Raw genomic sequence first — 22,986 nt, forward strand, 5'->3', positions numbered from 1 at the left:
CTCCTACCTGACCAGAGGCCGAAAGCGCATCAGTTCGCTGAGGCGATAACCGGTGTAATTACCTATCACCAGAATAAAGCCCAACAGCACCAATAACAGTTCAGGGAAGTTGAATGTCCAGTGCTCAACATATCGATTGGTCATCACCCACCAGGCCAGCACTGCCACCAGCAGGCTACCACCGGCCTGGACAATCACCTCATAGGGGCCGTCTTCCTCCCACACGATTGACATACGCTCGATGGTCCAGGCCAGAATAATCATTGGGAAGAAAGTGACTGTCAGCGCCTGCTCGATACCGAGCTTGAAACTAACCACACTGATCATTCCCATTATGAGCACCACCGTTACCACTACGGCGGCGATCCTCGACACCAATAACAAGTTGAGCCGGCTTAAATAGAAACGCACCCATAATCCCAGCACCAGGATAAGCACAAAGATGGAGAGTCCGGTAATCAGCTGGGTCTCGATAAAGGCAATCGCCAGCAGCACCGGCATAAAGGTACCGGAGGTGCGCAACCCTACAAATACTCGCAGTAGCACCACTACCAAGGCCCCTACGGGTACCAGCAGAATCAGTTTGAAAATACTCTGTTGTTCAATGGGCAGGCTGTAGATAGAGAAATCAACCAGGGCCTCTTTATCCTGGCTGGTACTGCGCATGGAAACATCTCGTGCGGGTACATCATTGGCAATCACCGAAAAAGTCACTTGAGAGTTACGCCCACCCTCCAGGTCCAGCAGGCTCTTGCCGCCACGCTGCCAAATAAAAAAGTTTTCCGGCACACCGGGCATGCCACTGTTGGGCTCAAACACGATCCAACGCCTGCCATCGTAGACTTCTAGAAGGTCCTCGGGTGTCAGCCGGCGCCGGTCATCTTCAAGATAGAGACCGCGAATTCGATGCGCGGGAATATCAGCAGTAGCCAGCATCAATAGAGCTACATCTACCAGGGAGCTATCAGCATAATGACGAAAGACCAGGTTGCGATCCTGGTTGCCGTCATCATTCAGCTCAAACAGCAGCTGGGTGGTAAAAGATTCCACATCGGAGGAGCGCTCACGGGCCTGCTGTACCAAAGAATTGATAGCCAGGCGCACGGCCTCTTGCTCTCGCGCACCGAGGAAGGGTTTCTGCACTTCGGTACTGAGATTCAGGGGCTGTTCAAGGGCAGCACCGGGAGTCTGATAAACATCCAACTGGTAAAATAGGGACTGGGCCCCTTCTGCCGAGCGGCGTGTCCAGATTGCCCGGTACTCATCGTTTTCACGGGCAATGTAAAAGCCAAAACCTGAAGAGCTGAATGTCTCCCCAAGAATTTCCATATTGCGCTGCTCACGGGGCAGTGTAAGGGCTGCCTTGACAGGCCCACCCTCCGCATCAAAGCCCACTTTGGCCTCAATGGTCCAAACGGTGCGGTATTCGCCCGGCAGTAGTGGAAAACCTAATTCGAAGTGTTTGTATGCGGTAAGACCCGCTCCGATCAATGCGAGCAATGCCGCAATGACATAAACTTGGACACGCGGCGACATTCGCCCTTCCCCGTAAATCTACGGTTCCAATCGGAACCTAACTTTCAACTCGGCCTATTTGCCCCCGGATATTTGGGGTGGGCCCTGAACATTGCGACGGCTCACATCGACAACTGCGGCGTCTTTGAGGAAATTGCGTCCCAGCAGCATCAAAACATCAGTGCCGCCCTCGTCTGTCAGGCTGACCTCAACCATATGGGTGATACTCCCCACGGTGAGGTTCATTTCCACCACCGGACGCCGCTGGCTGGGAAAACCGAGCCGTGTAGCGCGGATATGCCGCTTGACCGGCAATTCCACAGACACGGGCCTGGCCTTGCCATCACCATCGGCCCTGGTCAGCTGGATTCTGATCCAGTCTTCGCCGTCTCGCTCGAAGCGGGTCAGCGCCTGGGCGCGCAAAGTGGAGGTCGGTGAACCTGTATCGACAATGGATTCTATTACCAGGCCAGAGGGCTCAACGGAGACTTGTTCCACTGCTCCGAGCACCAATTTGTCCTTGGCAACGGGCACTTCGACTACTTTTTCAACGCTTCGTTCGATAACCTTCTCAACAACCCTGACTTCCGGTTCGGCACAAATCACTTCCACGGGCTCAGGGCACTGTACCAATTCACCCTGCGGCTCTGTCTGCTGTGTTCCCACTGACGCCGGTTGAGTGCGCTCCTTACCGGGATACAATACAGATTGGCAGCCCGCCAAAAGCTGGACCGCCACCAATAACCACAGAAGGGAAAATTTCTGCATCCTAACGATTACCTCTAGCCCCATTAGCATTTCAATCCGACCATACCGTCTCAGCAGCGTTCACGGTAAAACGTGGGGAAATTCCTCCCCACGCCAAGCAAAAAGTCGATATTAGCCTATGACAGAGCCTAGTGAACAGGGATCTCCATCCAGCCGGGCTATGCAAGCGCCACAATGTGACATGCGCCAGATCTTTGCAATCCAAATAGGGACAACAGACAGTCAGCATCAGAAAGACATGGAGGAATGGAAGTGGCGACACCCGGCAGGCAGAAATGGGTATCGCTCCTACTTGTATCAGCCAAGCCGTAAGCGCTGGTCTATCTGCTCAAGGATTACTATCAGCTCTTCGGCACCACCGCGGGTCTTGAAAAACTCCTCCGCAATGGGGGCAATACTGCACTCCCGGGGAAGCGGCATTTCCTGCTCAATCATCACCCGCATGCGCGGTAAGAAGATAAATTGCAACCACTGGGGCAGAGTCAGGGTATCAACACAAAATGGCTCCGAACTGGCCAGTGCCTCCGCCGGCGGCGGCTCACTTTGCCACAACTCCATGCGGCGCAGCTCCGCCTCAAGAATCAATAATTGATCGGCAACTTCAGAATAAATAGCTTGCATATCATCCAATACCAGAGCTGCTCAATTTGCGCAGCAATAAGATTCACGCACCCCGCACACACTGACAGAGAAAGTCGGAGTACTTATAAGAGATTACTCGATTCGGCGACTGAAGGGCGGTAGTGAGTTAAGTATTGCCTGACCGTAGCGCCGGGTAACTACTCTCCGATCCAGCAGAGTGACAGTACCGCTATCCCCCTCAGCCCGCAGTAGGCGACCACAGGCCTGAACCAGCTTCAAGGCCGCATCGGGCACAGTAATCTGCATAAAGGGGTTACCACCCTTGGCCTCAATCCATTCTGCCAGTGCAGCCTCAATTGGGTCATCCGGCACGGCAAAAGGCAACTTGGCAATCACTACATGGCGACAGTAGTCACCGGGAAGGTCAACCCCCTCGGCAAAACTGGCGAGCCCGAACAGAACGCTGTTGCCTCCTCCATCGATTATTTCTCGGTGGCTATCCAGCAACTGTTGGCGGGACTTCTGCCCCTGCATCAGTATGCGATTGCGCCAGGTGCCTGGCAGCGACTCGTAAACAGTTTCCATCTGCCTGCGAGAGGAAAACAGCACCAGAGAACCACCACTGCCATTGAGTAGTTCCGGCAAGGCATCAATCACCGCATCTGTATGGCGGTCTGCATTGCCTGCATCCACTGCGCTGGCAGGAACCTGCAAAGTAGCCCGAGAGAAATCAAAGGGACTAGGTACCACTTGGTAACTGGCATTGTCCGGGGTACCTGCTCGCATGCGCAAACGGTCAAACTTACCCAATGCGGTCAGCGTGGCTGAGGTAAGCACCGCACCGTAACAACGTCGCCACAGGCTGTACTCCAGAGCTTTACCCGCGAGTATCGGTGAGCTGCACACCTCAAAATCAGTAGAGCCACCCCAGTCCACCAGGGTTACCCACCGCGCCTGCGGCAAGGCACCGCCAGTATCGGGGCGGGCATAATTGGCCCAGAGCTGCAGGTTGGCTTCGGCACGGCCATACCAGCTGCCCAATTGTGGATACCAGCGCTCCAAGTCCACAATCGGCACAGGTGAATGTGCATCTTCCAGCATTCTCTGGGCTGTTTGCAGCATTTTATTGAACAAGCTCTCCAGCTCGTCGAAATCCTCGCGCAATTTTTCTGCAAGCTGTGCCATGGTCTCCGGCACCACACCGCCCTCAAAACGGTGGCGGGTGGTGTTACCGCGTTCATCCTCAAATTCGCACAACTCCTCAATCAAGGGCCACATCTGCTCAAGGCCCTGTTTGGCCGAGGTCAGTACCGCTGGCAGCTGTTCACCGCAGCGATCCAATTCCGCACCATCACCAATTTCCCCCAGCATTTGCCCCAGTACTTTATTGACCTGGTCCAGCCAACCAGTGGAGGCACCAACCCGGCTGTGGTGGGAAAAATGATTTAGTGCTTTATCTGGTAAGTGGTGGGCCTCATCGAGTACATAAATTGTCTCTTCCGGCGGCGGCAATATAGCGCCCCCCCCCAGAGCCAGGTCTGCCAACAACAAGTCATGATTGGCCACGATTACCTGGGTCTTGCCCAAATTCTCTCGAGCGCGAAAGAAGCTGCAGTTAGTTACATGAGGGCATCGACGGCCACTGCACTGACGGTGGTCTGTAGTCACCCGGCTCCAGTCATCGGCTTCAATCGCATCTGCCCAGTTATCACGATCACCATCCCAGCTGCCGGCTGCCAGGCTGTCGGTCATCTTCTGGTAGAGGGCAATGCTCTCCGCTTCCACTTGGGGTAACTCGTCTTCATAGAGGCCGAGGGAAATACCGGTGCCACTTGCGGAGAAACTGGAAAGTAGTTGGTCCAGCTTAGACAGGCATAGGTAACGACCTCGCCCCTTTGCCAGACTGTATTCAAACTTCAGACCACTATGGCGAGCAACTTCAGGCAGATCCTTGTAGATAATCTGCTCTTGCAGAGCCACAGTGGCAGTAGAAATCACCAGGGTCTTTTCCTGGGCCTGAGCCAGAGGGATAGCTGAGAGGAGATAGGACACTGTCTTGCCCGTACCTGTACCAGCCTCAACCACACAAATATGCTCACCATCGCTCTTTTCCACATCGCGTTCGCCGCTGGCATTCTGGCTTATAGCCCCAAGCGTACGGGCGATGGCCGCCACCATTAGCTTCTGCCCGTAACGGGCCTTAAGCCCACGGCTGGACAGGAATTGGCTATAGGCGGCCTGGATGGCGGTTTTGTGTTTGTCGTTGAGCACAGGAAGTGGAATCTATTCGCTAGTGAGTGGCGCAAGGGGCGCTATTATCCACTAAGCACACTCTCGCCACCACTCCACCCAACCAGTGATCATTCAAATGCCAGACGGGATACCACCGGATTGGCATAGGCCTGGATAGCTTTGTCGCGCCAGCGCTTATCAACTTTGGCCATACGCGCCTTGAACTTCTCTCGGGTTTCCTCGTAATCCCTGGGATCCCATGGCTTTGATGGGTAACCTACCGGCAAGCCACATACATCACCATAAAGCATCTCATAGGCGATTAAATTGGTGGGGTGCAGGACATAGTTGCCCACAATCTGGCGGTCAATCTCTTCAGCCAGGCTGTTTACATCGTCGAAGTCTCCTTCGATCGGGGTGCCAAAAGCGGTATGAACACGCCCCTTCTGGCCAATAACCCCCTTACCGATGGAGGCAAGGTCTTCATTCTTGGCCTTTTTATACTCTTCCTTGTGCTCAGTGACGTAAAGTTCTTTGGCCTTCTGACCATCACAGGGATCCCATTCGTAAGAGATGGACAACGGCACAATGTGCAGCTTCTTCCAGAACTCGGCAAAAGGCGTATCCCGATCCTTGGTCATTGCAAACATGGCTGCGAGGGCCGGATTGGTGCGATCCAACCCATCCTTGGCACGGCCCGAGCGCTGTGCAATCCACACATGCTCGTTTTCGTTGACGATAGAGTAATAAATGTAATTGGATAGCTGGCTCGCCGCTGCCAGCTTCTCGCGACGGCTGCCGGAACTGCGCTTGACCGTAAAGCACTTATTGAGCTTCATAATGTCACTGGCAAACTGCTTGCTGAGCAGGTTATCGCCAATAGCGATTCGAGAGGTCTCATGCCCTTCCTTATACATGGACACAATCGCAAAGGCAGGGTCCATGGCAATATCCCGGTGATTGCTCACAAATAGGCAGGCGCGATCCCTGGGCAGAGTATCCAACCCAGAGATAGTCAAGCCAGAGGTGGTACGGCTCACCACCTTGTCAATGTATTTATCCACAATCGCTTGCACGCCGCGCACATCGTGTACATTGCGGAATTCAAAGCGTAGAAATTGACGTACCAACCAAGCCAGCGGACCTTCAAGGCGCGCCAACTTAGGAATCAGGAAATGCGCTACGGCATGGGACATTTCTGGATCGGCAATCAACCGGTCCAGTACTGTGCGCACCTCATCATCGCGATAGGGGCGCATATCCTCGAATTGAGCGGGGTCTAACTCACTTGCTCTCATGAAATCACTACCTGCCGGACCTGCTAACTTCAAGTGGCCCTGGCTCATTTTATTGTGCGGCTAAGGCTAGCCGGGATAAGAAATCGGCGCAGAACATACCGGAAGCCTCGCCGAACTGCTAGCACCTCTCCCAACCAGATACCTGATGAGAGTGATGAAAGCATGCTTAGACGGGTCAGTCAGTGAAAAGGTCCTCCTGTTCGGTTCTCTATTCAAAGTAGACTTCACCGCCCCAAGCCGAGAGAATAGGAGGATCAACCGTCGCCGACGGCAAAAACAACGATAACGAAAACGGCACTAGCCACGCAGTCAAGCAGGAGTTCACCTTGTCTCAAGCCAGCCCCAATAATGAACCGCGCAAGCCCAGCCTGCTGGATGCGCTGATCCCACTAGGGATCCTGATCGCCCTGTTATCCCTGTCTGTTTATTTCTACGGTGCCGATTCCTCCTACGGCCCGAACCAGATTGCGTTGCTGTTATGCGCCTGTGTGGTCGCCCTGATGGGTATGAAGAATGGTCACAGCTGGAGCGATATGGAAGGCGGCATGCTGCACGGCATCGGCCTGGTCTTTGGCGCTATTCTAATTCTACTGGCAGTGGGCGCCCTGATCGGCAGCTGGATACTGGCCGGCACTGTACCCTCTATGATCTTTTACGGCGTACAGATTCTCTCACCCCAGTGGTTCTATGCCGCCAGTTGTATTATCTGTGCCGTCGTAGGCCTCAGTATTGGCTCCAGCTGGACTACCGCCGGCACCCTGGGCGTAGCTCTGATGGGGATCGCTGGCGCCCTCGGCCTGTCCCTGGAAGTTACCGCTGGCGCAGTGATTTCAGGCGCCTATTTTGGCGACAAGATGTCCCCCCTCTCCGACACCACCAATGTGGCCGCAGCGGTAACGTCAAATGACCTGTTTCAGCATATCCGCCACATGATGTCCACCGCTATCCCGGCTTTCGCAATCGCCCTGATCGCTTTTGCTTTCCTCGGCTTCACCTCTGAAGCCAGCAGTGCCTCCGCCAGTGATATCGAATCGTTGTTAGCCGCACTAAAAAGCGAATTTAAGATCTCGCTTATCAGCTTATTACCCCTCGTATTGCTGTTGGCCATGGCCTGGCGCAAAGTCCCAGCCTTCCCTACCCTGATCATCGGCTCCCTGGTTGGCTGTGCGATTGCCCTGATTTTTGAACCTGAAGCCGCACGCCGCCTGGGCGGTGGAGAGGGTACCCTGGCAGCCCTTAAAGGCGCCTGGTACAGCTTGTTCGACGGCTACAAGTCCACTTCCAGTAATGAAAACGTGGCCGCACTGCTATCGAAGGGCGGTATGAGTAGCATGCTTAATACCGTGTGGTTGATCACCTCCGCCATGGCTTTCGGTGGAGCCATGGAGCGCGCAGGCTTCCTGCAAGTGATTGTCACTGGCGTCTTATCACTCGTTAAAACTGTCGGCGGCCTAGTGACCTCCACCGTACTCACCTGTTTTGGCATGAACTTAGCTGCTGGCGATCAATATATGGCGATTATTATTCCTGGCCGTATGTTCCGCGAAGCTTTCAAGGAAAAGGGGTTACACGGGCTAAACCTGTCACGCACCTTAGAGGATTCAGGCACCATCACTTCCGTATTGATTCCGTGGAATACCTGTGGCGCTTTTATGGCCGCAACTCTCGGTATTGGAACCTGGAATTATTTGCCCTACGCCCTGTTCAATATCATCTGCCCGCTGCTGGCAATTGCATACGGCTGGTTGCACTTTAAGCAAAAACCCATCTCTATTGCAGCCACTGCGTCCTAAGGAAGTAGATAAGTCACCCATGAGTGAAAGCGGTACCCTGAGCAGCCTTATCGAAGAGGCTAACTTTAAATTGCGCTGGTTCGACCTGGGCCGGCGCCTGCAGTCTATATCCAAATCCACAGCCGAAGCCTTTGAAGCGGGTCAAAAGCCCTGGCCTTCCCCCTACTTGCGCCAGGCTTGGACCGGGCTTTTACTGCAACCCGCCGAAGGCGGCGAGCCAGCGGTATGGTTCCTGCGTTTTCCTCTCGATGAGCAGGGTAAATTACAGTTACAGGCTCGCGATGGTCTACTGCGTGCGCTGGCACAGGAATTAAGGGGGCCTGCCGCTGAATCCGCAGCGCAGCTGGATCAATTGCTACAACAGAGCGGCCTTCTCTATACCCCTTCTACCGAGCGACAAGCTGCATTTCATGCCCATACCGGGTTGCTGTTGAAACACAAGCCCAGCGCTCATTATGAAACGGTACTCAGTTACTTCCGCAACCCGCAGGAGTCCCGCTGGGACAACCTGGCACTGCAGGGCATTGCTGACCTTGCCGCTCACTGGGAAAGTGAAAAGGCGCTTCTTATGTGCCAAATTTCAAAGATAGCTGCGCCAGTATTTGTCAGCTTGTGCCACTGCCTGGAAAACGAAACTATCGACCATCAACTGGCAGAAGCCATCATCACTCGAGCCAATACATTACTCGCCGATAGTACGCCTGACTTTAATGTGGTTTGCGCCGCCGCACGCGGTATCTCAAACTCGCCAGCTAAAGGGCTGCGCCAGTCGTTCCTACAAAAACTGCTGCAATCCTCTAACGCGGCTAGGAACAAAGAAGTACTCGCAGCAATTGGCAGTCGCTGCGCACTTGATCTGGAGAACCCAGAACTGGCCAAGCTCTGGCTCACCAACTTGGCGCACACTGGAGATCAAAGCACATTTAACCTGTTACTATCGGACTTAATGTTCATTCCCCAGATACGAAACTCCCTGCTAATCGCATTACGTGACCCTGCACGTGAAGAAACCCTTGCTCAGACCTTTGGTAATTTTCTTCATGGGCCCAAACCCACTCATTGATTCAAATACGGCGGTTTTATAATTTTAAAGCTGCCATATCTCAACCAATTCACTAAATGAACCAATAAAAAGCTCTTCCCAACCTCTAACAGAGTGACTCACTCTGAAGATTTGTTGTAAATTTCCAGCAATTCCCACTGCTTCATCCTCCTTTAACAACCACCCTTTCATCATTTATTTCCCGCCACTTTTCCCCAAACCCTCAAAATAAAATTAAAAAACCATCTAAAATTAATCTCTCTTTTGAGCAAGTTTTCCAACTTGGAAGAAGCAAAAAAAATAAATACACCCCGTTAATTTAAACACGCCCTAAACTGGCAAAAAACTCGCTTTTTAAAGCACAAAACACAATAAATTGGCACGACTTTTTTCCAGACTTTAATCTTGGCAGCTATTTAATCCCTGCGCCTATTACACTCAACTAGGCGGTATCTTTGTAGAGAGCATTTTACAAAGCTGACCAACAGGTGACGTTTTATTGGCTATGCTAATGTCTACATCAACGGAAAGGAGTTAGGGGATGAATTTCACTCCAGCCAAGTACTTAATCGGAATTATCAGTGCACTGGTTCTAGCAGGTTGCTGTAGCCCTCCGGCACCTCCAGCTTACTGCCCTCCTGGCGCTGAACAAATTCCTCTTTCAATGGCCTGCCCCGCAGATGCTGACTGCTGGATGGCTTCGGATAGAGTACGCTGCATGAAAGTGGTGAAGTAAAATCACTTTCAAGCAGAACCAGCGTGGTGATTCATACTAAATGAGGTTTTGACCAAATCGGAGCTGACAGACACCTACTCTGAAAAGCTTTATTTAGTATGAATCACCACCAAATGCCGCTTTTACGAGCGGCATTTGTCTTTTGAGCAGTTCATTCTTACCGGAAACTATCCACTGTAATACACTGTAACGCTTCGGGCGCCAGCCAACAGACTGGAATGCGTTAGCATTACCCGCTTTTTTCAATCATGCACCATAAGCTTGTGTGATATTCGCAATAAGAAACCGCTCACAAGAGAGTTAATCAGCAATCACCATGACAAGTGAAACTTTGGCATTCAGCCGAGCCGCAGCAATTCAACAATTGCAGTCTCATTTTAAACAACATAAATGGTCCCTGCGTGAGCTGTTCGCTACCGATACGCAACGTACAAAAAACTTTAGCTGTGAAGCCGCAGGTATTTACCTGGATTTTAGTAAGAATCACCTACGCAAGGATACCTTCCAGTTATTACTCGATTACGCCGAAGAGCAAAATCTAGGCAATCAGATCTCAGCACTCCTTAGCGGCGCCAATGTCAATAATACTGAACACCGCCCGGCCCTACATACTGCCCTGCGCTTCCAGGGTGAACCACAAAATGATCACGAACGCGCAGTGGCTGACTGCCGCACACAGATGAGGCAATTTGCCAAAAATATCCACAACCAAAGTTGGCGAGGATTCAGCGGAAAGCCAATTCGCCATATTGTTAATATCGGTATTGGTGGGTCTGACCTTGGTCCACGCATGGTAGTGGAGGCACTTAGCCCATGGTACAAGGAAGATTTCCAGATTCACTTTGTAGCGAATGTGGATGGTGCTGATCTCAGTGATACCCTTCGGGGTCTTAACCCTGAGGAAACCCTGTTTATCGTCGCCTCCAAATCTTTTTCCACCTTGGAAACCCGCGAGAACGCTCTCTCTGCGCGCCGCTGGATAGTAGCTGCTGGCTGTGATGAAGAGAAACTTGCTCAACATTTCGTTGCCGTAAGCAGCAATATTGTTGCGGCACAGGACTTCGGCATCGCCCCTGAGAATATATTCCCAATGTGGAACTGGGTGGGTGGCCGCTATTCCCTGTGGTCCGCCATTGGCCTGCCGATCGTTCTAGCCTGCGGTTATGAAGTTTACGAGCAGCTGCTGCAAGGCGCTCACTCTATGGACCAGCATTTCGCCAATACCTCTCTGCAGGATAACCTGCCAGTGATAATGGCCCTTATTCAATTCTGGTATCGGCAGTGCTGGAATACCAGCAGCCAGGTTGTTCTGCCCTACGCTCAACGTTTGGCAAAATTCCCAGCCTGGTTGCAGCAGTTAGACATGGAAAGCCTGGGTAAAAGCGTAAATAAAAATGGTCAAGCGCTGGACTATCCGAGCGGCAGTGTAATCTGGGGTACCGAAGGCACTAATGGCCAACACTCTTTTCACCAGCTGCTACACCAAGGTACCGACCTGATCCCCGCGGATTTTATTGCGGTGAAAGAGCCAACTTCTAAATTACATGAACAGCACCGTTGGCTACTGGCATGTTGCATCAGCCAGAGCCAGGCTTTGTTGCGTGGTAAATCCCTGCATGAAGCGCGCCAGGAACTTGAAGAGGCCGGCTATACCCATCGCGAAGCCCATGCACTGGCCCCACATAAAGTAATCCCAGGTAACCGCCCAAGTAATACCTTGATCCTTGATAGGCTGGACCCTCATCACTTAGGGGCTCTGCTGGCGCTGTACGAACATAAAGTTTATGTGGGCGGCTGCTTGCTCAGTATCAATCCGTTCGATCAATGGGGTGTGGAACTTGGCAAACAGCTGAGTTCAAAAATTCATAAGGCGGCCGATAGCGAAGTACCGGAAGATTGGGATAGTTCCACCCGTATTCTGATGGAAAAACTACTGTAGAAAATCCTAGGGCAGAAAGGTATTACTCAACAAAAAAGGCCGCGGTTATAATGCGGCCTTTTTAATTTATCTTAGATTTTACACAGTTAATTTCCTTATTCCTCTCACACCTGTTCTTATAAAAATAATAACACACCTAAAAGCAAGCGGCCCCAGATTTAGGAACCACCAGCCTGTGAACCTCGCTTAAGAAGCGGCTCAATCAAATCAAGCGGCAGCGGAAATACCAATGTTGAGCTGTTATTGGCTCCGGCAATATCAATCATAGTTTGCATATAACGCAAGGTAATTGCATTTGCATTTTTGGAAAGTTGATCAGCCGCCTCAGTGAGCTTCAAAGCCGCCTGGGCTTCACCCTCTGCGTGAATAACTTTGGCGCGCCGCGCCCGCTCAGCTTCGGCCTGCTGAGCTATAGCTCGAACCATACTCTCATCGAGATCGATATGCTTAATTTCAACATTGGTTACCTTTACCCCCCAGGCATCCGTTTGCTCATCCAAAATATTTTGTATATCCACATTAAGCTTATCGCGTTCAGAAAGCATCTCATCCAATTCGTGTTTACCTAGCACAGAGCGAAGAGTAGTCTGGGATAACTGGCTTACTGCCTCGTGGTAAAACTCTACATTGATAATTGCAGACTGTGGGTTGATTACGCGGTAATAAACCACTGCATTAACTTTCACTGAGACATTATCGCGGCTGATAACATCCTGCGTGGGTACATCCATTACCACGGTGCGTAAATCCACACGCTCCATAGTCTGGATGATGGGGATAATAATGATCAGGCCTGGGCCTTTAACTGTTTGGAAACGCCCGAGAAAAAATACCACCGCGCGCTCATATTCTCGCAGGATGCGGATGGCATACATCAGCAGCAGCACTACCGCGAGCACTAGTAGACCAATAAAATAACTGACCATTTTCCTCTCTCCCTGTTCTCACCACCTGAAATCTGCAAGCATGCAAGTACGCTCACAGGTTGATAAATTCAAAACAATTAACCAGGCTCTACATATAAAAGTAAACCGTGCTGTGCGATTACCCGTACACGTTGCCCCGGCTCCAATGGTGTCTCACATTGGGCCTTCCAGATCTCTCCATCGAGGTGCACCAGCACCTCCGTTTCTGTGACATCACTAACTACCGCGGAGCGCCCTACAAGGGCTTGGTCAGCTGGCACCCGCGGCGTACGCAAGCTTCGGCCGATCGCCAGGAAAAATGTCAACAAAAAGAGCCCGCTTACTCCGGCAATTGCGCCAATCAGCTTTCTCGAGACCTGCATGCCGGGAACATCGGTATCAATCAACATTACCGAGCCAATCACCAACGCAATAATCCCGCCAATACCCAAAGCGCCAAAGCTGGGCATAAATACTTCCGCAACAATCAGCAGTGCGCCAACAATAATAAGGGCCAGGCCTGCATAATTAATTGGCAAGACCTGTAATGCGTAAAATGCCAATAATAAACAGATAACTCCGACAATTCCGGGTACAAAGGCTCCGGGGCTATAGCCTTCAAATATCAAGCCATAAATGCCAATAAGCAGAAGAATATAGGCGACCTGCGGATTGGTAATCAGCGCCAGTAATTCATTGCGCCAATCCGGCTCATAATTTTCTATGGGTAGTTGCGCAATTTCTGTTGATAGAGTGATCTCGCCGGAGTCAAGGGAGACTTTGCGCCCTGCAATCTGCTTTAACAGGTCTTGATCATTTTTGGCAACAATATCCACCACATTCATTTCAAGTGCTTCCGATGCCGTCAGAGTTGCCGCTTCGCGCACCGCCTTTTCTGCCCAATCCGCATTGCGCCCATGGCGCTGAGCGAGTCCCCGGATAAATGCGACCGAATCATTAACCACCTTACGTTCCATCGCAGTACCGGATAGAGGCTTCTCCTCTTTTTCCTCTTCGCTTTTCTCGTCACCTTCTTCCTTTTCTTTTTCCTCTTTTTTTTCACTCTCTTGGGGCTTACCTCCCGGAGTGGGTGTTCCTGGCGGGCCCCCTATTTGTACCGGTGTAGCGGCGCCAAGGGTGGTAGCTGGAGCCATGGCTGCTATTTGGCTGGCATAGAGGATATAAGTACCGGCGCTGGCCGCACGGGCGCCAGATGGGTAGACATAAGTTGCAATTGGAATTGGGGAAGAAAGGATGTGCTGGATAATATCGCGCGAAGCGGCATCAAGGCCGCCGGGGGTGTCGATGTGCAAAATAATTAATTCTGCACCCCGCTCTCCCGCTTCCTCTGTGGCACGCTTAAAATAATCGGTAGTAGCCGGGCCAATGGCGCCATCGATGGTTAAAAGTGCCACATGGGGAAAAGCGCCTTCTTGCGCGGCACTTTTACAAATTAATACGGAAAAAAACAGCGCCAGAAAAGCGACGCTGCGAGAGAAAACCGCAGGCGAAATCTGATTCAACATGCACCTTTCCCTGATGCGATTGCAGAGGCACCCGAACCAGATAGATCAATACTGGCCGGGCTAACTCAATCAGATTAACAGAAAAAAGCGGCGCTATCTGAAAACGGAACCAATCAGCATTAAACCGGGTTGCGGCGACTGTGCCAGTTCACCTCACGGGCGTACTTGTCCACTTGGTTTTCCACCCCCAATAACAGAGCAAACAATGCCATACGAACCAGCAGGCCATTATCTGTCTGGCGGAAAATTGCCAGGCTCGGGTGCTCATTTAGGTCCGTATCCAGCTCATTGGCTTCCGCGCGGGAATCCCGGGGCAACGGATGCATAATCACCGTATTTGGTTGGGCGTTACGGGTGAAAATTTCACGATTTAGACGGAAGCGACCGCGATAAAGGTTGGCTTCTTCCTGGGAGGCGAAACGCTCCTCTTGGATGCGGGTGGAATAGACAATATCCACATCGGTAATAGAGGTTTCCAGCTGATCGGTGACCGTCACATCATGCCCTATGGTACGGAGCTTCTCTACCACCCCTTCCGGCATAGCCAGCTCCGGTGGAGATACCAGTACCACCTGCACCTTGCCAAACAGACACAACAGCTTGCATAGCGAATGTACGGTGCGCCCGTGCTTAAGATCGCCAATCATAGCGATACGGAAATCGTCCAAAGTGCGATCGTGGGCGGCCAGCTCCTTGCGGATGGTATAGAGATCCAGCAGCGCCTGGGTGGGGTGCTCATTGGCACCGTCACCACCATTGACCACCGGCACGCGGCTCGCCGCGGCAAATTCTGCCACAGAGCCCTCTTGTGGGTGACGCATGCAAATCACATCACTGTAACCAGAGAGCACTCTCGCCGTATCGTAGAGAGACTCCCCCTTTGCCATGGCACTGGCGGTAATTCCAACGGTTTCACGCACGGTACCACCCAGAAGGTTAAAAGCCGCGCCAAAGCTGAGTCGAGTGCGGGTGCTCGGCTCCATAAACATATTGCCGAGAATCGCCCCCTCCAACACGCGCGTTACTTTTTCGCGCTTGGCGTAAGGGGTCATGGCGTCGGCCACATCGAACACGCGCTCTATGTCGGCACGCTCGAACTGGCTGACGGACAGAATATTGGCTCCGATAAAGTCCATGGTTACTCCAGTGGTTGCGCCTTGTGGGCGCCAGGTGTTCGCGAGCGGCATTCTACTTGGGCACTGCAGCAGAGCCCAGAGGAAGAATAACCGCCGGCGTGATTCGACACATTAGGCGAGCAGGCTATCGCCCCAGTTTTCCAGCTCGGTAATCAGCGAGATCCGCTCCGGGTGCTGTACCCGTAAATCGGACAACTGGCGAAAATAATCTTCGAGCGTGATAGAAGCCCCAGCGGTAGGGTCAGTTAAACGCTGGAAACACCAGATCTGCCAACGCTGATGTTCCTCTTCAGACAGGGTCTCGGGAAAATTGCGCGCACGCATGCGGAACAACAACTCGGGCAGGCGTTTGTCACTGAAAGGCACTTCACCGGCCAACGCTTCGGGGCCTCGGGCAGCCAGCCCACGGTGGAGCTCACGGCAGATATCGCGGTCGGCATCACTGAGCAAACCACCGTATAAATCGGCCTCCACATCTTTCTTGGGAAACTCCCGATCCAGGAATACGCTGTGTAGCTTTTCAGTCAGGTCAACATCTTTGAGCTTCTGCCAATTCGCCTCGCAGGTTGCGCGGTCGATACCTAACTCAGTGGCGCGCTTGTCATCAAGCATATTTGCCGGGGCCAGAACCGGGCACTTGTTTAAATGCACCAACTTCAGACCCACAGGCAGTTCGCCCTCACCAAGCTGGTCGCGGGCAGTGTAAAGGCGCTCGCGCAGGGTATCCGCATCCAAATTAAGCAACGGTTCGGGGTCCATCGCCAGATTGGCAACAATGACCGCATTGCGGTTAACTGGATGGCTGGCCAAAGGCATTACATAGGTCAAATGCCCGTGATTTGCAGACACTTTGCCGGAGATATGCAACAGCGGGCGACGCTCGCGCATATCAATCATCTTGGCAGCTTCCTGCTTGCGACGCAGGCGGAATACATAATCGTATAATTTCGGCTGCTGCTTACGGATCAGTCTCGCCATATCAATCGTGGCGTGCACATCCGACAGGGCATCGTGGGCACCCTCGTGGGCAATACCATTAGCAGCGGTCAACTCTTCCAGGCGAAAGGACGGCGCACCGTCTTCTCGGGCCGGCCATTGGATGCCCTGAGGACGCAGGGCGTATGTGAGTCGCACCATGTCGATAATATCCCAGCGACTGTTGCCGGAGCGCCACTCGCGCTCATAGGGATCTAACAGGTTGCGATACAGGGTGTAGCGGGTAACTTCGTCGTCAAAACGCAAACTGTTATAGCCCACCCCACAGGTGCCGGGCGCACCCAGCTCGGCGAGGATGCGCTGGATAAATTCTATTTCCGGCACGCCATTGGCCAGGGCCTTTTGCGGGCTGATTCCAGTCACCAGGCTCGCCATCGGCTGCGGCAGGCAGTCCACTGAGGGGCGGCAGTAAATCATCAACGGCTCGCCGACGATATTCAGCTCTTCGTCAGTCCTGATACCGGCAAACTGCGCCGGCTTGTCAGCCCCCGGGTCTGTACCCCAGGTTTCATAATCGTGCCAATAAAGTGTGGTAGAACTCACGGTACCTCCATAATTTGGCGGCATCATACCACTGAGCGCCATGCCGTCTGGACACTTGCATCCAGATTTAAACCTCTCTATAGCGAAGGTTGGTTGCAAAGCCGCCACCGCCCATTAAAATTCGGCGTTTCCACGAATTTAAGACAGCTATATCCCTCTATGAATATTCGCCAACTCCTCTCCGATAAATTCCAGGCCGCCATGCTCGCCGCCGGTACCCCCGAAGAATGCGGCCCCATCGTGGCACCTGCGAAAAAAGCCGGATTTGGCGACTATCAGGCCAACGGCGCTATGGGTGCAGCCAAGCGACTCGGTACCAACCCCCGCGAGCTGGCCAGCAAAATCCTGGAACATCTTGAAAAAGGCGATATGATCGAAAAGGTCGAGATCGCCGGTCCCGGCTTTATGAATATCCACCTGAGCGAGCAGTGGCTGAGCCAGCAGCTGTTGGCCGCGAATGGGGATCAGCGTTTGAATATCGCCGCTGTTGAAGAGCCGAAGAACGTAGTTATCGACTACTCCCACCCCAATCTGGCCAAAGAAATGCACGTGGGCCACCTGCGTACCACCATTATCGGTGATGCCCTGGCGCGTCTGCTGGAGTTCCAGGGCCACAAGGTTATCCGTCAAAACCATATGGGTGACTGGGGAACCCAGTTCGGTATGTTGTTGGCTCACCTGTCTGACAAGCTGGCGGATAGTGATGCAGAGGTGGCCTTAGCCGACCTGGAAGTATTCTACCGCGAAGCCAAAGTGCGCTTCGACGACGAAGAAGGCTTTGCCGACCGCGCCCGTGAATACGTCGTAAAGCTGCAAGGCGGCGACGAGCAGTGCCTGAAGCTTTGGAAGCAGTTTATCGATATATCTATCAGCCACTGTGAAGAAATCTACTCCAAGCTGAATGTCACCCTCAAACAGGAGGACGTTTACGCCGAGAGCCAGTACAACGACGATTTGCCGGTGCTGGTTAAAGAACTGCTGGATAACGGCATCGCCGTAGAAGACCAAGGTGCTATCGTAGTGTTCCTGGAAGAGATGGCCGACAAAGAGGGCAATCCCAGCCCGATGATTATTCAGAAGAAAGGCGGTGGTTACCTGTATGCTACCACCGACCTGGCAGCCATCCGCTATCGCGCCAACCAGCTCAAAGCCGACCGCATCCTCTACGTAGTAGATGCCCGTCAATCCCTGCACCTGCAGCAGGCTTTCGTCGCCTCACGCAAAGCTGGCTTCCTGCCGGAATCCGTTTCTCTTGAGCACTGCGCCTTTGGCACCATGATGGGCGATGACGGCAAACCTTTTAAAACCCGCACCGGTGGTACCGTAAAACTGGCAGCCCTGCTGGACGAAGCGGTGGAGCGGGCAGAGAAACTGGTAGCCGAGAAAAACCCTGAGCTGGATGAAAAAACCTGTGCGGAAATCGCGCGCAAGGTGGGCATCGGCGCAGTAAAGTATGCCGATCTGAGCAAAACCCGCACTAACGATTACATCTTCAGCTGGGAATCCATGCTCAGCTTTGAAGGCAACACAGCCCCCTACCTGCAGTATGCCTATACCCGTGTCCGCAGTATTTTCCGCAAGGCCGGTATTGAGCCGAGCGAACTCAAGGGCGACATCAATCTGGAAAGCCCTCAAGAGCGCGCCCTGGCCATTAAACTAAGCCAATTTGGGGAAGTACTGGATCAGGTAGCCAAAGATACCTTTCCGCACGTGCTCTGCACCTACTTGTACGAGCTGGCCAGTGCCTATATGAGTTTCTACGAAGCCTGCCCGGTACTGAAAAAAGGCGTCAGCGAAGAGCAGAAGCACAGCCGCCTTCAACTGTGTAACCTCGTCGCCAGCACTATTGCTACTGGCCTCGGTTTACTCGGCATTGAAGTGATGGAGCAAATGTAATTGGCTCCTGCCCGGCCACACCTCCAGCAAATATGCAGGTTGGCGAGCCGGGCAGCTCGAGCAGGTAAGCTTTCTCCGCTTCCTGCCCACCCATCCTGCATCATCAATTGCTCTATAAGGGTCACATTTCTCCCACTGGCCTGATTAAAGGAAAGTAACCCGTGAAAATCCTGATTACCGGCGCCTCCGGCCTATTAGGCCGCAGTGTATTTAAACAACTTTACAGCAACCCGGCTTTTACCGTAGCTGGTACCGCTTTTTCCCGCGTAGATGAAAACCTCATTCACCTGGACTTATCTGATAGCGACGCAGTAAAAACTTGCTTGCAAGAAATTAAGCCCGATGTCGTAATCCACTGTGCCGCCGAGCGCTGGCCAGACCGCTGTGCCGAAAACCCAGATACTGCCTGGCAACTGAATGTCAGCAGCACAGAGCTTTTGGCAAAACAATGTAGCGAAATCGATGCACAGTTAGTGTATATCAGCACCGACTATGTCTTTGATGGAACAGCGGCACCCTACAGTTCCGATGACATCCCCAATCCTGTAAATTTCTATGGCCGCAGCAAGCGAGCCGGAGAGGAAGCGGTACTGAAAAACGCTAACCATTGGGTATTAAGACTGCCCTGGCTGTTTGGACCCGTCGCCTATCTGGAGGAATCCGGTATTACTGCCCTTCTGGATACACTGAGAGAACAAAAACCGGTCACACTGGACCACTGGGCAGTTCGCTTTCCCACCAGTGTGGAGGAAGTAGCAGAAGTATTGGAGCAATGTCTGTTAAAAATTTGCTGTAACACCAAGTTTGAAGGCATTTATCAATGGAGCGGCGATACCGCCTGCACCCGCTATGAGCTCGCTCACATTATTGCCGAAGCCTGCGAATTAAGGGCCGATCATATCAGTGCAGATAGTGAACCCAATTTTTCTGTACCGCGCCCATACAATTGCCAACTGGATAAATCACGCCTTACAGACTTAGGCATTCAAGGCAAGGAACCATTACAGCAACAGCTGGCTCGAAATTTAAAGCCATTTATTGGAAATTGATGTAGGCAGTTTTCAATTGGTTCAACAGGGATGTATCGCTGCCGATTAAAGTCGGCATCTCTTTTGCAATATCTCAATACATATACCACGAGTATTACAAAAGTGGCAACCGAATAGATCATGGAAGACCTATTGGGTTCCAGGATTAAACCATTCGAAAATTAGGGAAGAATTGATGAAATTAAAACACTGGTTTTCTGCAGGGGCTTTGCTACTGGGCAGTCTTGCCACACTCGCTTCTTGCAACGCAGACAGTGGCCACCACGGTAATAAGCTGTATCAGGCCAGCAAAAACGAAGATGCCCAATCCATTATTTGGATTGGCGACTTCAATAACTTTGACGATGCCGTGGCACTGATGCTGATTGCCAAAGACCCCCGCTATACCCTGGAACTGGCAGTCGTCGAAGACTCCTTCAATACTGTAGCGCATGGAGCCAATACGGTTTACAACATACTTGAGTGGCTGGGCAACAACGATACCAAAGTAATTCGCGGTGCCTACTTTGCCACTGAAGAGGTCGCCTACGGAGCTAATGGCAAGGCTTCCAGCACCCCGGTAAATGACGACAAAGCTGTAGCAGGCCGCGATGATTATCAGCTGCCTAACTCCTCGGATTTCACCACCGGCACCTGGAACCTGGAACGCCGCAACGCCATGGGGATTAACCTTTACGGCCAGTATGTGCCCGGCCCCTGGCGCGACAACGGCTCCACCCTATATGGCACCGATCATCTAATCCCACGCGCAAAGCAGGCGCACTATCGCTACCAGGGCAACAATGGTGTTTCCTTTAATTTCGAGCTAGCTGAGGATATTATTCTTGACACCCTGGATAACCTGGAGAAGCCCCCAGTAGTTTTCAACACCGGCAAACTCACCACCCTGGCCCGGGTACTTGGCAAAGCCAACGAAGAGCAGCTGGATAAAATTGATCGCGTAATTATGATGGGTGGCGGCTTTGAAAATTACCAGCCATTTACTGCAGATCACGAGGCGGCCTGCTTTGGCGACAAATCTCGCAACCTGGGTGGCAATATTTTCTCCCACCCAAGCTTCGGCTGTGACAGCGACTTCAGTACCCACCAGGAATTCAATATTCTGCTCGACCCCTTGAGTGCACAGTGGGCCTTTGACGCCCTGAGCGAAAGTAATATTGAAACTTATCTGGTACCCACCAACTCTACCGATATGGCCAAGGTACAGGGCAGCACCATCGAAGCCCTGGCTAAACGCCGCGCAACGCCGGAAGCCTGCTACACGTCTCAACTTCTCAGCTCTATTCGTGAATTTGAAGGTGGAGATTTCCAAGGTAATGGTGACTTCGCTATGGATACCGTCATCCGCCTGTGGGATATTATCGCCGCACTGGTACTGCTGGAGCCTGAAACTCTGGAGATGGACCTGGTACCTGGGTTTATCGAAGTAGACCAGCTAAATGCCGGCCTGGCCGACAGTATGACTCCCTACGATCCCATCACCTTCGACCCTACCGTGGGTAAAACCACAATTACTGAAAGCGGTGAAGGGCTGGAAGTTAATGTGGTTATGGGCATCAATCATGATGCCGCCCGTACAGCAATGATTGAGCGCCTGCGTGATGGCTTTAATAGTGCACGTAAGGGCCCTAGGTGCCGGGCTAAACTACACTAATCTAGATTGTCTTAATATTAAGGAACCTTTTAATTTAATGCAGAATAACTGCAAAAGCATTAAAAGGTCCTTTGTCTAGGCAAAACAATAGACCCAGCAATACTCCCTTACACCACACGATTTCATGAGATCAGGTATTTTACCGAACTATAAATTAATAAACCCTGAAAATAGGGATACCCTTAGTAATATTTAATGCAAATACCAAAGACAATTTTTTCTTAGTCAAAAAATGTCCCGACAGAGCCGGGTATGCACCCACTTCTTCTCAAGCCCAACTTTAAAATTTCCATGTACTTTTAAGCGGCACAATTCAGAAGCTGTTTTCATTTTTAAATTCATCTAAGTAAACAAATAAACATCTTTGCCTTTGGACTTTTCACTACGACCAGATCTGTCTAAAAATTAGGCTATTCAGTCTCATTTAGTGTGACTATGCAGGAAAGCCCACATCATCCGTTATTGAGACATTGCATTATCACTATCGAAGAATTCGAGAAAGCCTTCTACTTATCCAAATTGCTCAATTCGATAAAGTCGAAAAAGACCAACCTAAAAAATAGGTACCAACAATCAACATGGACTTGAGGGGAAAATTTTTCAGAATACGATATTCAATACCTTTCTATCAATAGTTAGCACAGATTGTTCATCGAAAATGATCCACTATCACTAAACTGAAAAGATTTAAGCAAGCCTACACAGTGAATGCGCAATGAATCACCCATTAAATAGTATTATCAAACCCACATCTATATGGGTAAAAAGGGCATATACATATTTAAAACCGCCAGATGAAACATTTCATGTCACCTGATAATGATACAACCCTCTACAACTTATAACGCATGAAGTCATAACCATACAAAAAGTACGATTTGTACCGCTATTCATAAATGTACCAACAAACAAATAATCATTAATAAATTCGACATAAATTCATTCAATGTATTTTGCCGTTGATACGCAGAATTATTTCTGATAACGTCCTGGCGCAGGATTGTAGTGACAGATAAACATGGAAGTCGGCACTATGAAAAATGTATATTACCATCAACGCCTAGCTCTATTTATTACTTCACTCTTATCTCACTTTAAACAAACAAGAGATAAGCAGCCTCAAATTAAACAACGACTTTCGCTTCAAATTATTTATTTTAAATTATTTGAAAAACTATCTTTTGTTGGCGCACGCCTCTCATATTCGATATTAATTTACTTAGCCCCACCCAAAGTATCTACCGCCCCGTCCATCAAGAGATGGAAATCTTAGCCTATTAGGCAATAAGCAATTATAGATCCATGGGGCTTATCAGACCTGATCGATCATATACGCCATATAGAAAGTCATAAAACTGCCATATTTATAATATTTG

18 protein-coding genes are annotated in these 22,986 nt (G+C 51.3%); 7 read left to right on the forward strand and 11 right to left on the reverse strand.

Annotated features, from left to right (window positions below; genetic code table 11):
* Window positions 1-3: 3 nt before the first annotated feature.
* From ACJJIP_RS16000 to ACJJIP_RS16020, 5 genes are all read right to left on the reverse strand, one after another.
* Window positions 4-1,536, reverse strand: a complete 1,533-nt coding sequence (locus ACJJIP_RS16000) for an inactive transglutaminase family protein (RefSeq protein ID WP_020412154.1) — start codon at window positions 1,534-1,536, stop codon at window positions 4-6.
* Window positions 1,537-1,590: 54 nt separating this feature from the next.
* Window positions 1,591-2,283, reverse strand: a complete 693-nt coding sequence (locus ACJJIP_RS16005; protein WP_020412153.1) for an ATP-dependent zinc protease family protein — start codon at window positions 2,281-2,283, stop codon at window positions 1,591-1,593.
* 297 nt (window positions 2,284-2,580) lie between these two features.
* Window positions 2,581-2,904 (reverse strand): YqcC family protein, encoded by a 324-nt coding sequence (locus ACJJIP_RS16010; RefSeq protein ID WP_282951472.1) that lies wholly within the window; start codon window positions 2,902-2,904, stop codon window positions 2,581-2,583.
* Between the two features lie 93 nt (window positions 2,905-2,997).
* Complete coding sequence (gene dinG / locus ACJJIP_RS16015) at window positions 2,998-5,136, reverse strand: ATP-dependent DNA helicase DinG (protein WP_020412151.1); 2,139 nt, start codon at window positions 5,134-5,136, stop codon at window positions 2,998-3,000.
* A gap of 89 nt (window positions 5,137-5,225) precedes the next feature.
* On the reverse strand, window positions 5,226-6,395 hold the full coding sequence (locus tag ACJJIP_RS16020) for a 1-acyl-sn-glycerol-3-phosphate acyltransferase (protein ID WP_026304940.1): 1,170 nt from the start codon (window positions 6,393-6,395) through the stop codon (window positions 5,226-5,228).
* 326 nt (window positions 6,396-6,721) lie between these two features.
* On the opposite strand from ACJJIP_RS16020, the gene nhaC reads away from it, so the two are divergent.
* Window positions 6,722-8,188 carry a Na+/H+ antiporter NhaC gene (nhaC, locus tag ACJJIP_RS16025; RefSeq protein WP_282951474.1) on the forward strand — a complete coding sequence of 489 codons (1,467 nt, stop codon included), beginning with the start codon at window positions 6,722-6,724 and terminating at the stop codon, window positions 8,186-8,188.
* A gap of 19 nt (window positions 8,189-8,207) precedes the next feature.
* On the forward strand, window positions 8,208-9,251 hold the full coding sequence (locus ACJJIP_RS16030; RefSeq protein ID WP_444945561.1) for a DUF3549 family protein: 1,044 nt from the start codon (window positions 8,208-8,210) through the stop codon (window positions 9,249-9,251).
* 24 nt (window positions 9,252-9,275) lie between these two features.
* Here the strand turns inward: ACJJIP_RS16030 and ACJJIP_RS16035 are convergent, their stop codons facing one another.
* Window positions 9,276-9,425 carry a hypothetical protein gene (locus ACJJIP_RS16035; RefSeq protein WP_444945562.1) on the reverse strand — a complete coding sequence of 50 codons (150 nt, stop codon included), beginning with the start codon at window positions 9,423-9,425 and terminating at the stop codon, window positions 9,276-9,278.
* A 346-nt stretch (window positions 9,426-9,771) separates the two neighbouring features.
* Here ACJJIP_RS16035 and ACJJIP_RS16040 point away from each other — a divergent pair, with 346 nt between their 5' ends.
* Window positions 9,772-9,966 (forward strand): hypothetical protein, encoded by a 195-nt coding sequence (locus tag ACJJIP_RS16040; RefSeq protein ID WP_157533369.1) that lies wholly within the window; start codon window positions 9,772-9,774, stop codon window positions 9,964-9,966.
* Window positions 9,967-10,059: 93 nt separating this feature from the next.
* Here ACJJIP_RS16040 and ACJJIP_RS16045 read toward each other — a convergent pair whose 3' ends face one another.
* Entirely contained in the window at window positions 10,060-10,212 is a 153-nt protein-coding gene (locus tag ACJJIP_RS16045) for a hypothetical protein (protein ID WP_157533368.1), read from the reverse strand.
* 70 nt (window positions 10,213-10,282) lie between these two features.
* On the opposite strand from ACJJIP_RS16045, the gene pgi reads away from it, so the two are divergent.
* Window positions 10,283-11,905, forward strand: coding sequence for a glucose-6-phosphate isomerase (gene pgi, locus ACJJIP_RS16050; RefSeq protein WP_020412146.1), 1,623 nt, complete (start codon window positions 10,283-10,285; stop codon window positions 11,903-11,905).
* Window positions 11,906-12,063: 158 nt separating this feature from the next.
* Here pgi and ACJJIP_RS16055 read toward each other — a convergent pair whose 3' ends face one another.
* The 4 genes from ACJJIP_RS16055 to sbcB all read right to left on the reverse strand — a co-directional run bounded on the left by ACJJIP_RS16055 (window position 12,064) and on the right by sbcB (window position 17,053).
* Complete coding sequence (locus ACJJIP_RS16055; protein ID WP_020412145.1) at window positions 12,064-12,831, reverse strand: slipin family protein; 768 nt, start codon at window positions 12,829-12,831, stop codon at window positions 12,064-12,066.
* A 77-nt stretch (window positions 12,832-12,908) separates the two neighbouring features.
* Window positions 12,909-14,336, reverse strand: a complete 1,428-nt coding sequence (locus ACJJIP_RS16060; protein WP_444945563.1) for an NfeD family protein — start codon at window positions 14,334-14,336, stop codon at window positions 12,909-12,911.
* Window positions 14,337-14,455: 119 nt separating this feature from the next.
* Window positions 14,456-15,472, reverse strand: a complete 1,017-nt coding sequence (locus ACJJIP_RS16065; protein ID WP_444945564.1) for an aspartate carbamoyltransferase — start codon at window positions 15,470-15,472, stop codon at window positions 14,456-14,458.
* A gap of 111 nt (window positions 15,473-15,583) precedes the next feature.
* Window positions 15,584-17,053 (reverse strand): exodeoxyribonuclease I, encoded by a 1,470-nt coding sequence (sbcB, locus tag ACJJIP_RS16070; protein ID WP_444946932.1) that lies wholly within the window; start codon window positions 17,051-17,053, stop codon window positions 15,584-15,586.
* A 117-nt stretch (window positions 17,054-17,170) separates the two neighbouring features.
* Between sbcB and argS the strand changes: the two genes are divergently transcribed.
* From argS to ACJJIP_RS16085, 3 genes are all read left to right on the forward strand, one after another.
* On the forward strand, window positions 17,171-18,907 hold the full coding sequence (gene argS, locus ACJJIP_RS16075) for an arginine--tRNA ligase (protein ID WP_353376898.1): 1,737 nt from the start codon (window positions 17,171-17,173) through the stop codon (window positions 18,905-18,907).
* A 161-nt stretch (window positions 18,908-19,068) separates the two neighbouring features.
* Window positions 19,069-19,956 carry a dTDP-4-dehydrorhamnose reductase family protein gene (locus ACJJIP_RS16080; protein ID WP_353376899.1) on the forward strand — a complete coding sequence of 296 codons (888 nt, stop codon included), beginning with the start codon at window positions 19,069-19,071 and terminating at the stop codon, window positions 19,954-19,956.
* A 175-nt stretch (window positions 19,957-20,131) separates the two neighbouring features.
* Window positions 20,132-21,610, forward strand: coding sequence for a nucleoside hydrolase (locus ACJJIP_RS16085; protein WP_444945565.1), 1,479 nt, complete (start codon window positions 20,132-20,134; stop codon window positions 21,608-21,610).
* Window positions 21,611-22,986: the final 1,376 nt, after the last annotated feature.

Source organism: Microbulbifer variabilis (assembly GCF_052467165.1).

What these genes read in the sequence shown, in the direction of transcription:
- sbcB (WP_444946932.1), bottom strand. Translation starts at nt 17,053, where the DNA reads ATGGCGCTCAGTGGTATGATGCCGCCAAATTATGGAGGTACCGTGAGT.
- ACJJIP_RS16020 (WP_026304940.1), bottom strand. Translation starts at nt 6,395, where the DNA reads ATGAGAGCAAGTGAGTTAGACCCCGCTCAATTCGAGGATATGCGCCCC.
- ACJJIP_RS16005 (WP_020412153.1), bottom strand. Translation starts at nt 2,283, where the DNA reads ATGCAGAAATTTTCCCTTCTGTGGTTATTGGTGGCGGTCCAGCTTTTG.
- ACJJIP_RS16010 (WP_282951472.1), bottom strand. Translation starts at nt 2,904, where the DNA reads ATGCAAGCTATTTATTCTGAAGTTGCCGATCAATTATTGATTCTTGAG.
- ACJJIP_RS16060 (WP_444945563.1), bottom strand. Translation starts at nt 14,336, where the DNA reads ATGTTGAATCAGATTTCGCCTGCGGTTTTCTCTCGCAGCGTCGCTTTT.
- ACJJIP_RS16085 (WP_444945565.1), top strand. Translation starts at nt 20,132, where the DNA reads ATGAAATTAAAACACTGGTTTTCTGCAGGGGCTTTGCTACTGGGCAGT.
- ACJJIP_RS16000 (WP_020412154.1), bottom strand. Translation starts at nt 1,536, where the DNA reads ATGTCGCCGCGTGTCCAAGTTTATGTCATTGCGGCATTGCTCGCATTG.
- ACJJIP_RS16035 (WP_444945562.1), bottom strand. Translation starts at nt 9,425, where the DNA reads ATGATGAAAGGGTGGTTGTTAAAGGAGGATGAAGCAGTGGGAATTGCT.
- argS (WP_353376898.1), top strand. Translation starts at nt 17,171, where the DNA reads ATGAATATTCGCCAACTCCTCTCCGATAAATTCCAGGCCGCCATGCTC.
- pgi (WP_020412146.1), top strand. Translation starts at nt 10,283, where the DNA reads ATGACAAGTGAAACTTTGGCATTCAGCCGAGCCGCAGCAATTCAACAA.
- ACJJIP_RS16065 (WP_444945564.1), bottom strand. Translation starts at nt 15,472, where the DNA reads ATGGACTTTATCGGAGCCAATATTCTGTCCGTCAGCCAGTTCGAGCGT.
- ACJJIP_RS16030 (WP_444945561.1), top strand. Translation starts at nt 8,208, where the DNA reads ATGAGTGAAAGCGGTACCCTGAGCAGCCTTATCGAAGAGGCTAACTTT.
- ACJJIP_RS16040 (WP_157533369.1), top strand. Translation starts at nt 9,772, where the DNA reads ATGAATTTCACTCCAGCCAAGTACTTAATCGGAATTATCAGTGCACTG.
- ACJJIP_RS16055 (WP_020412145.1), bottom strand. Translation starts at nt 12,831, where the DNA reads ATGGTCAGTTATTTTATTGGTCTACTAGTGCTCGCGGTAGTGCTGCTG.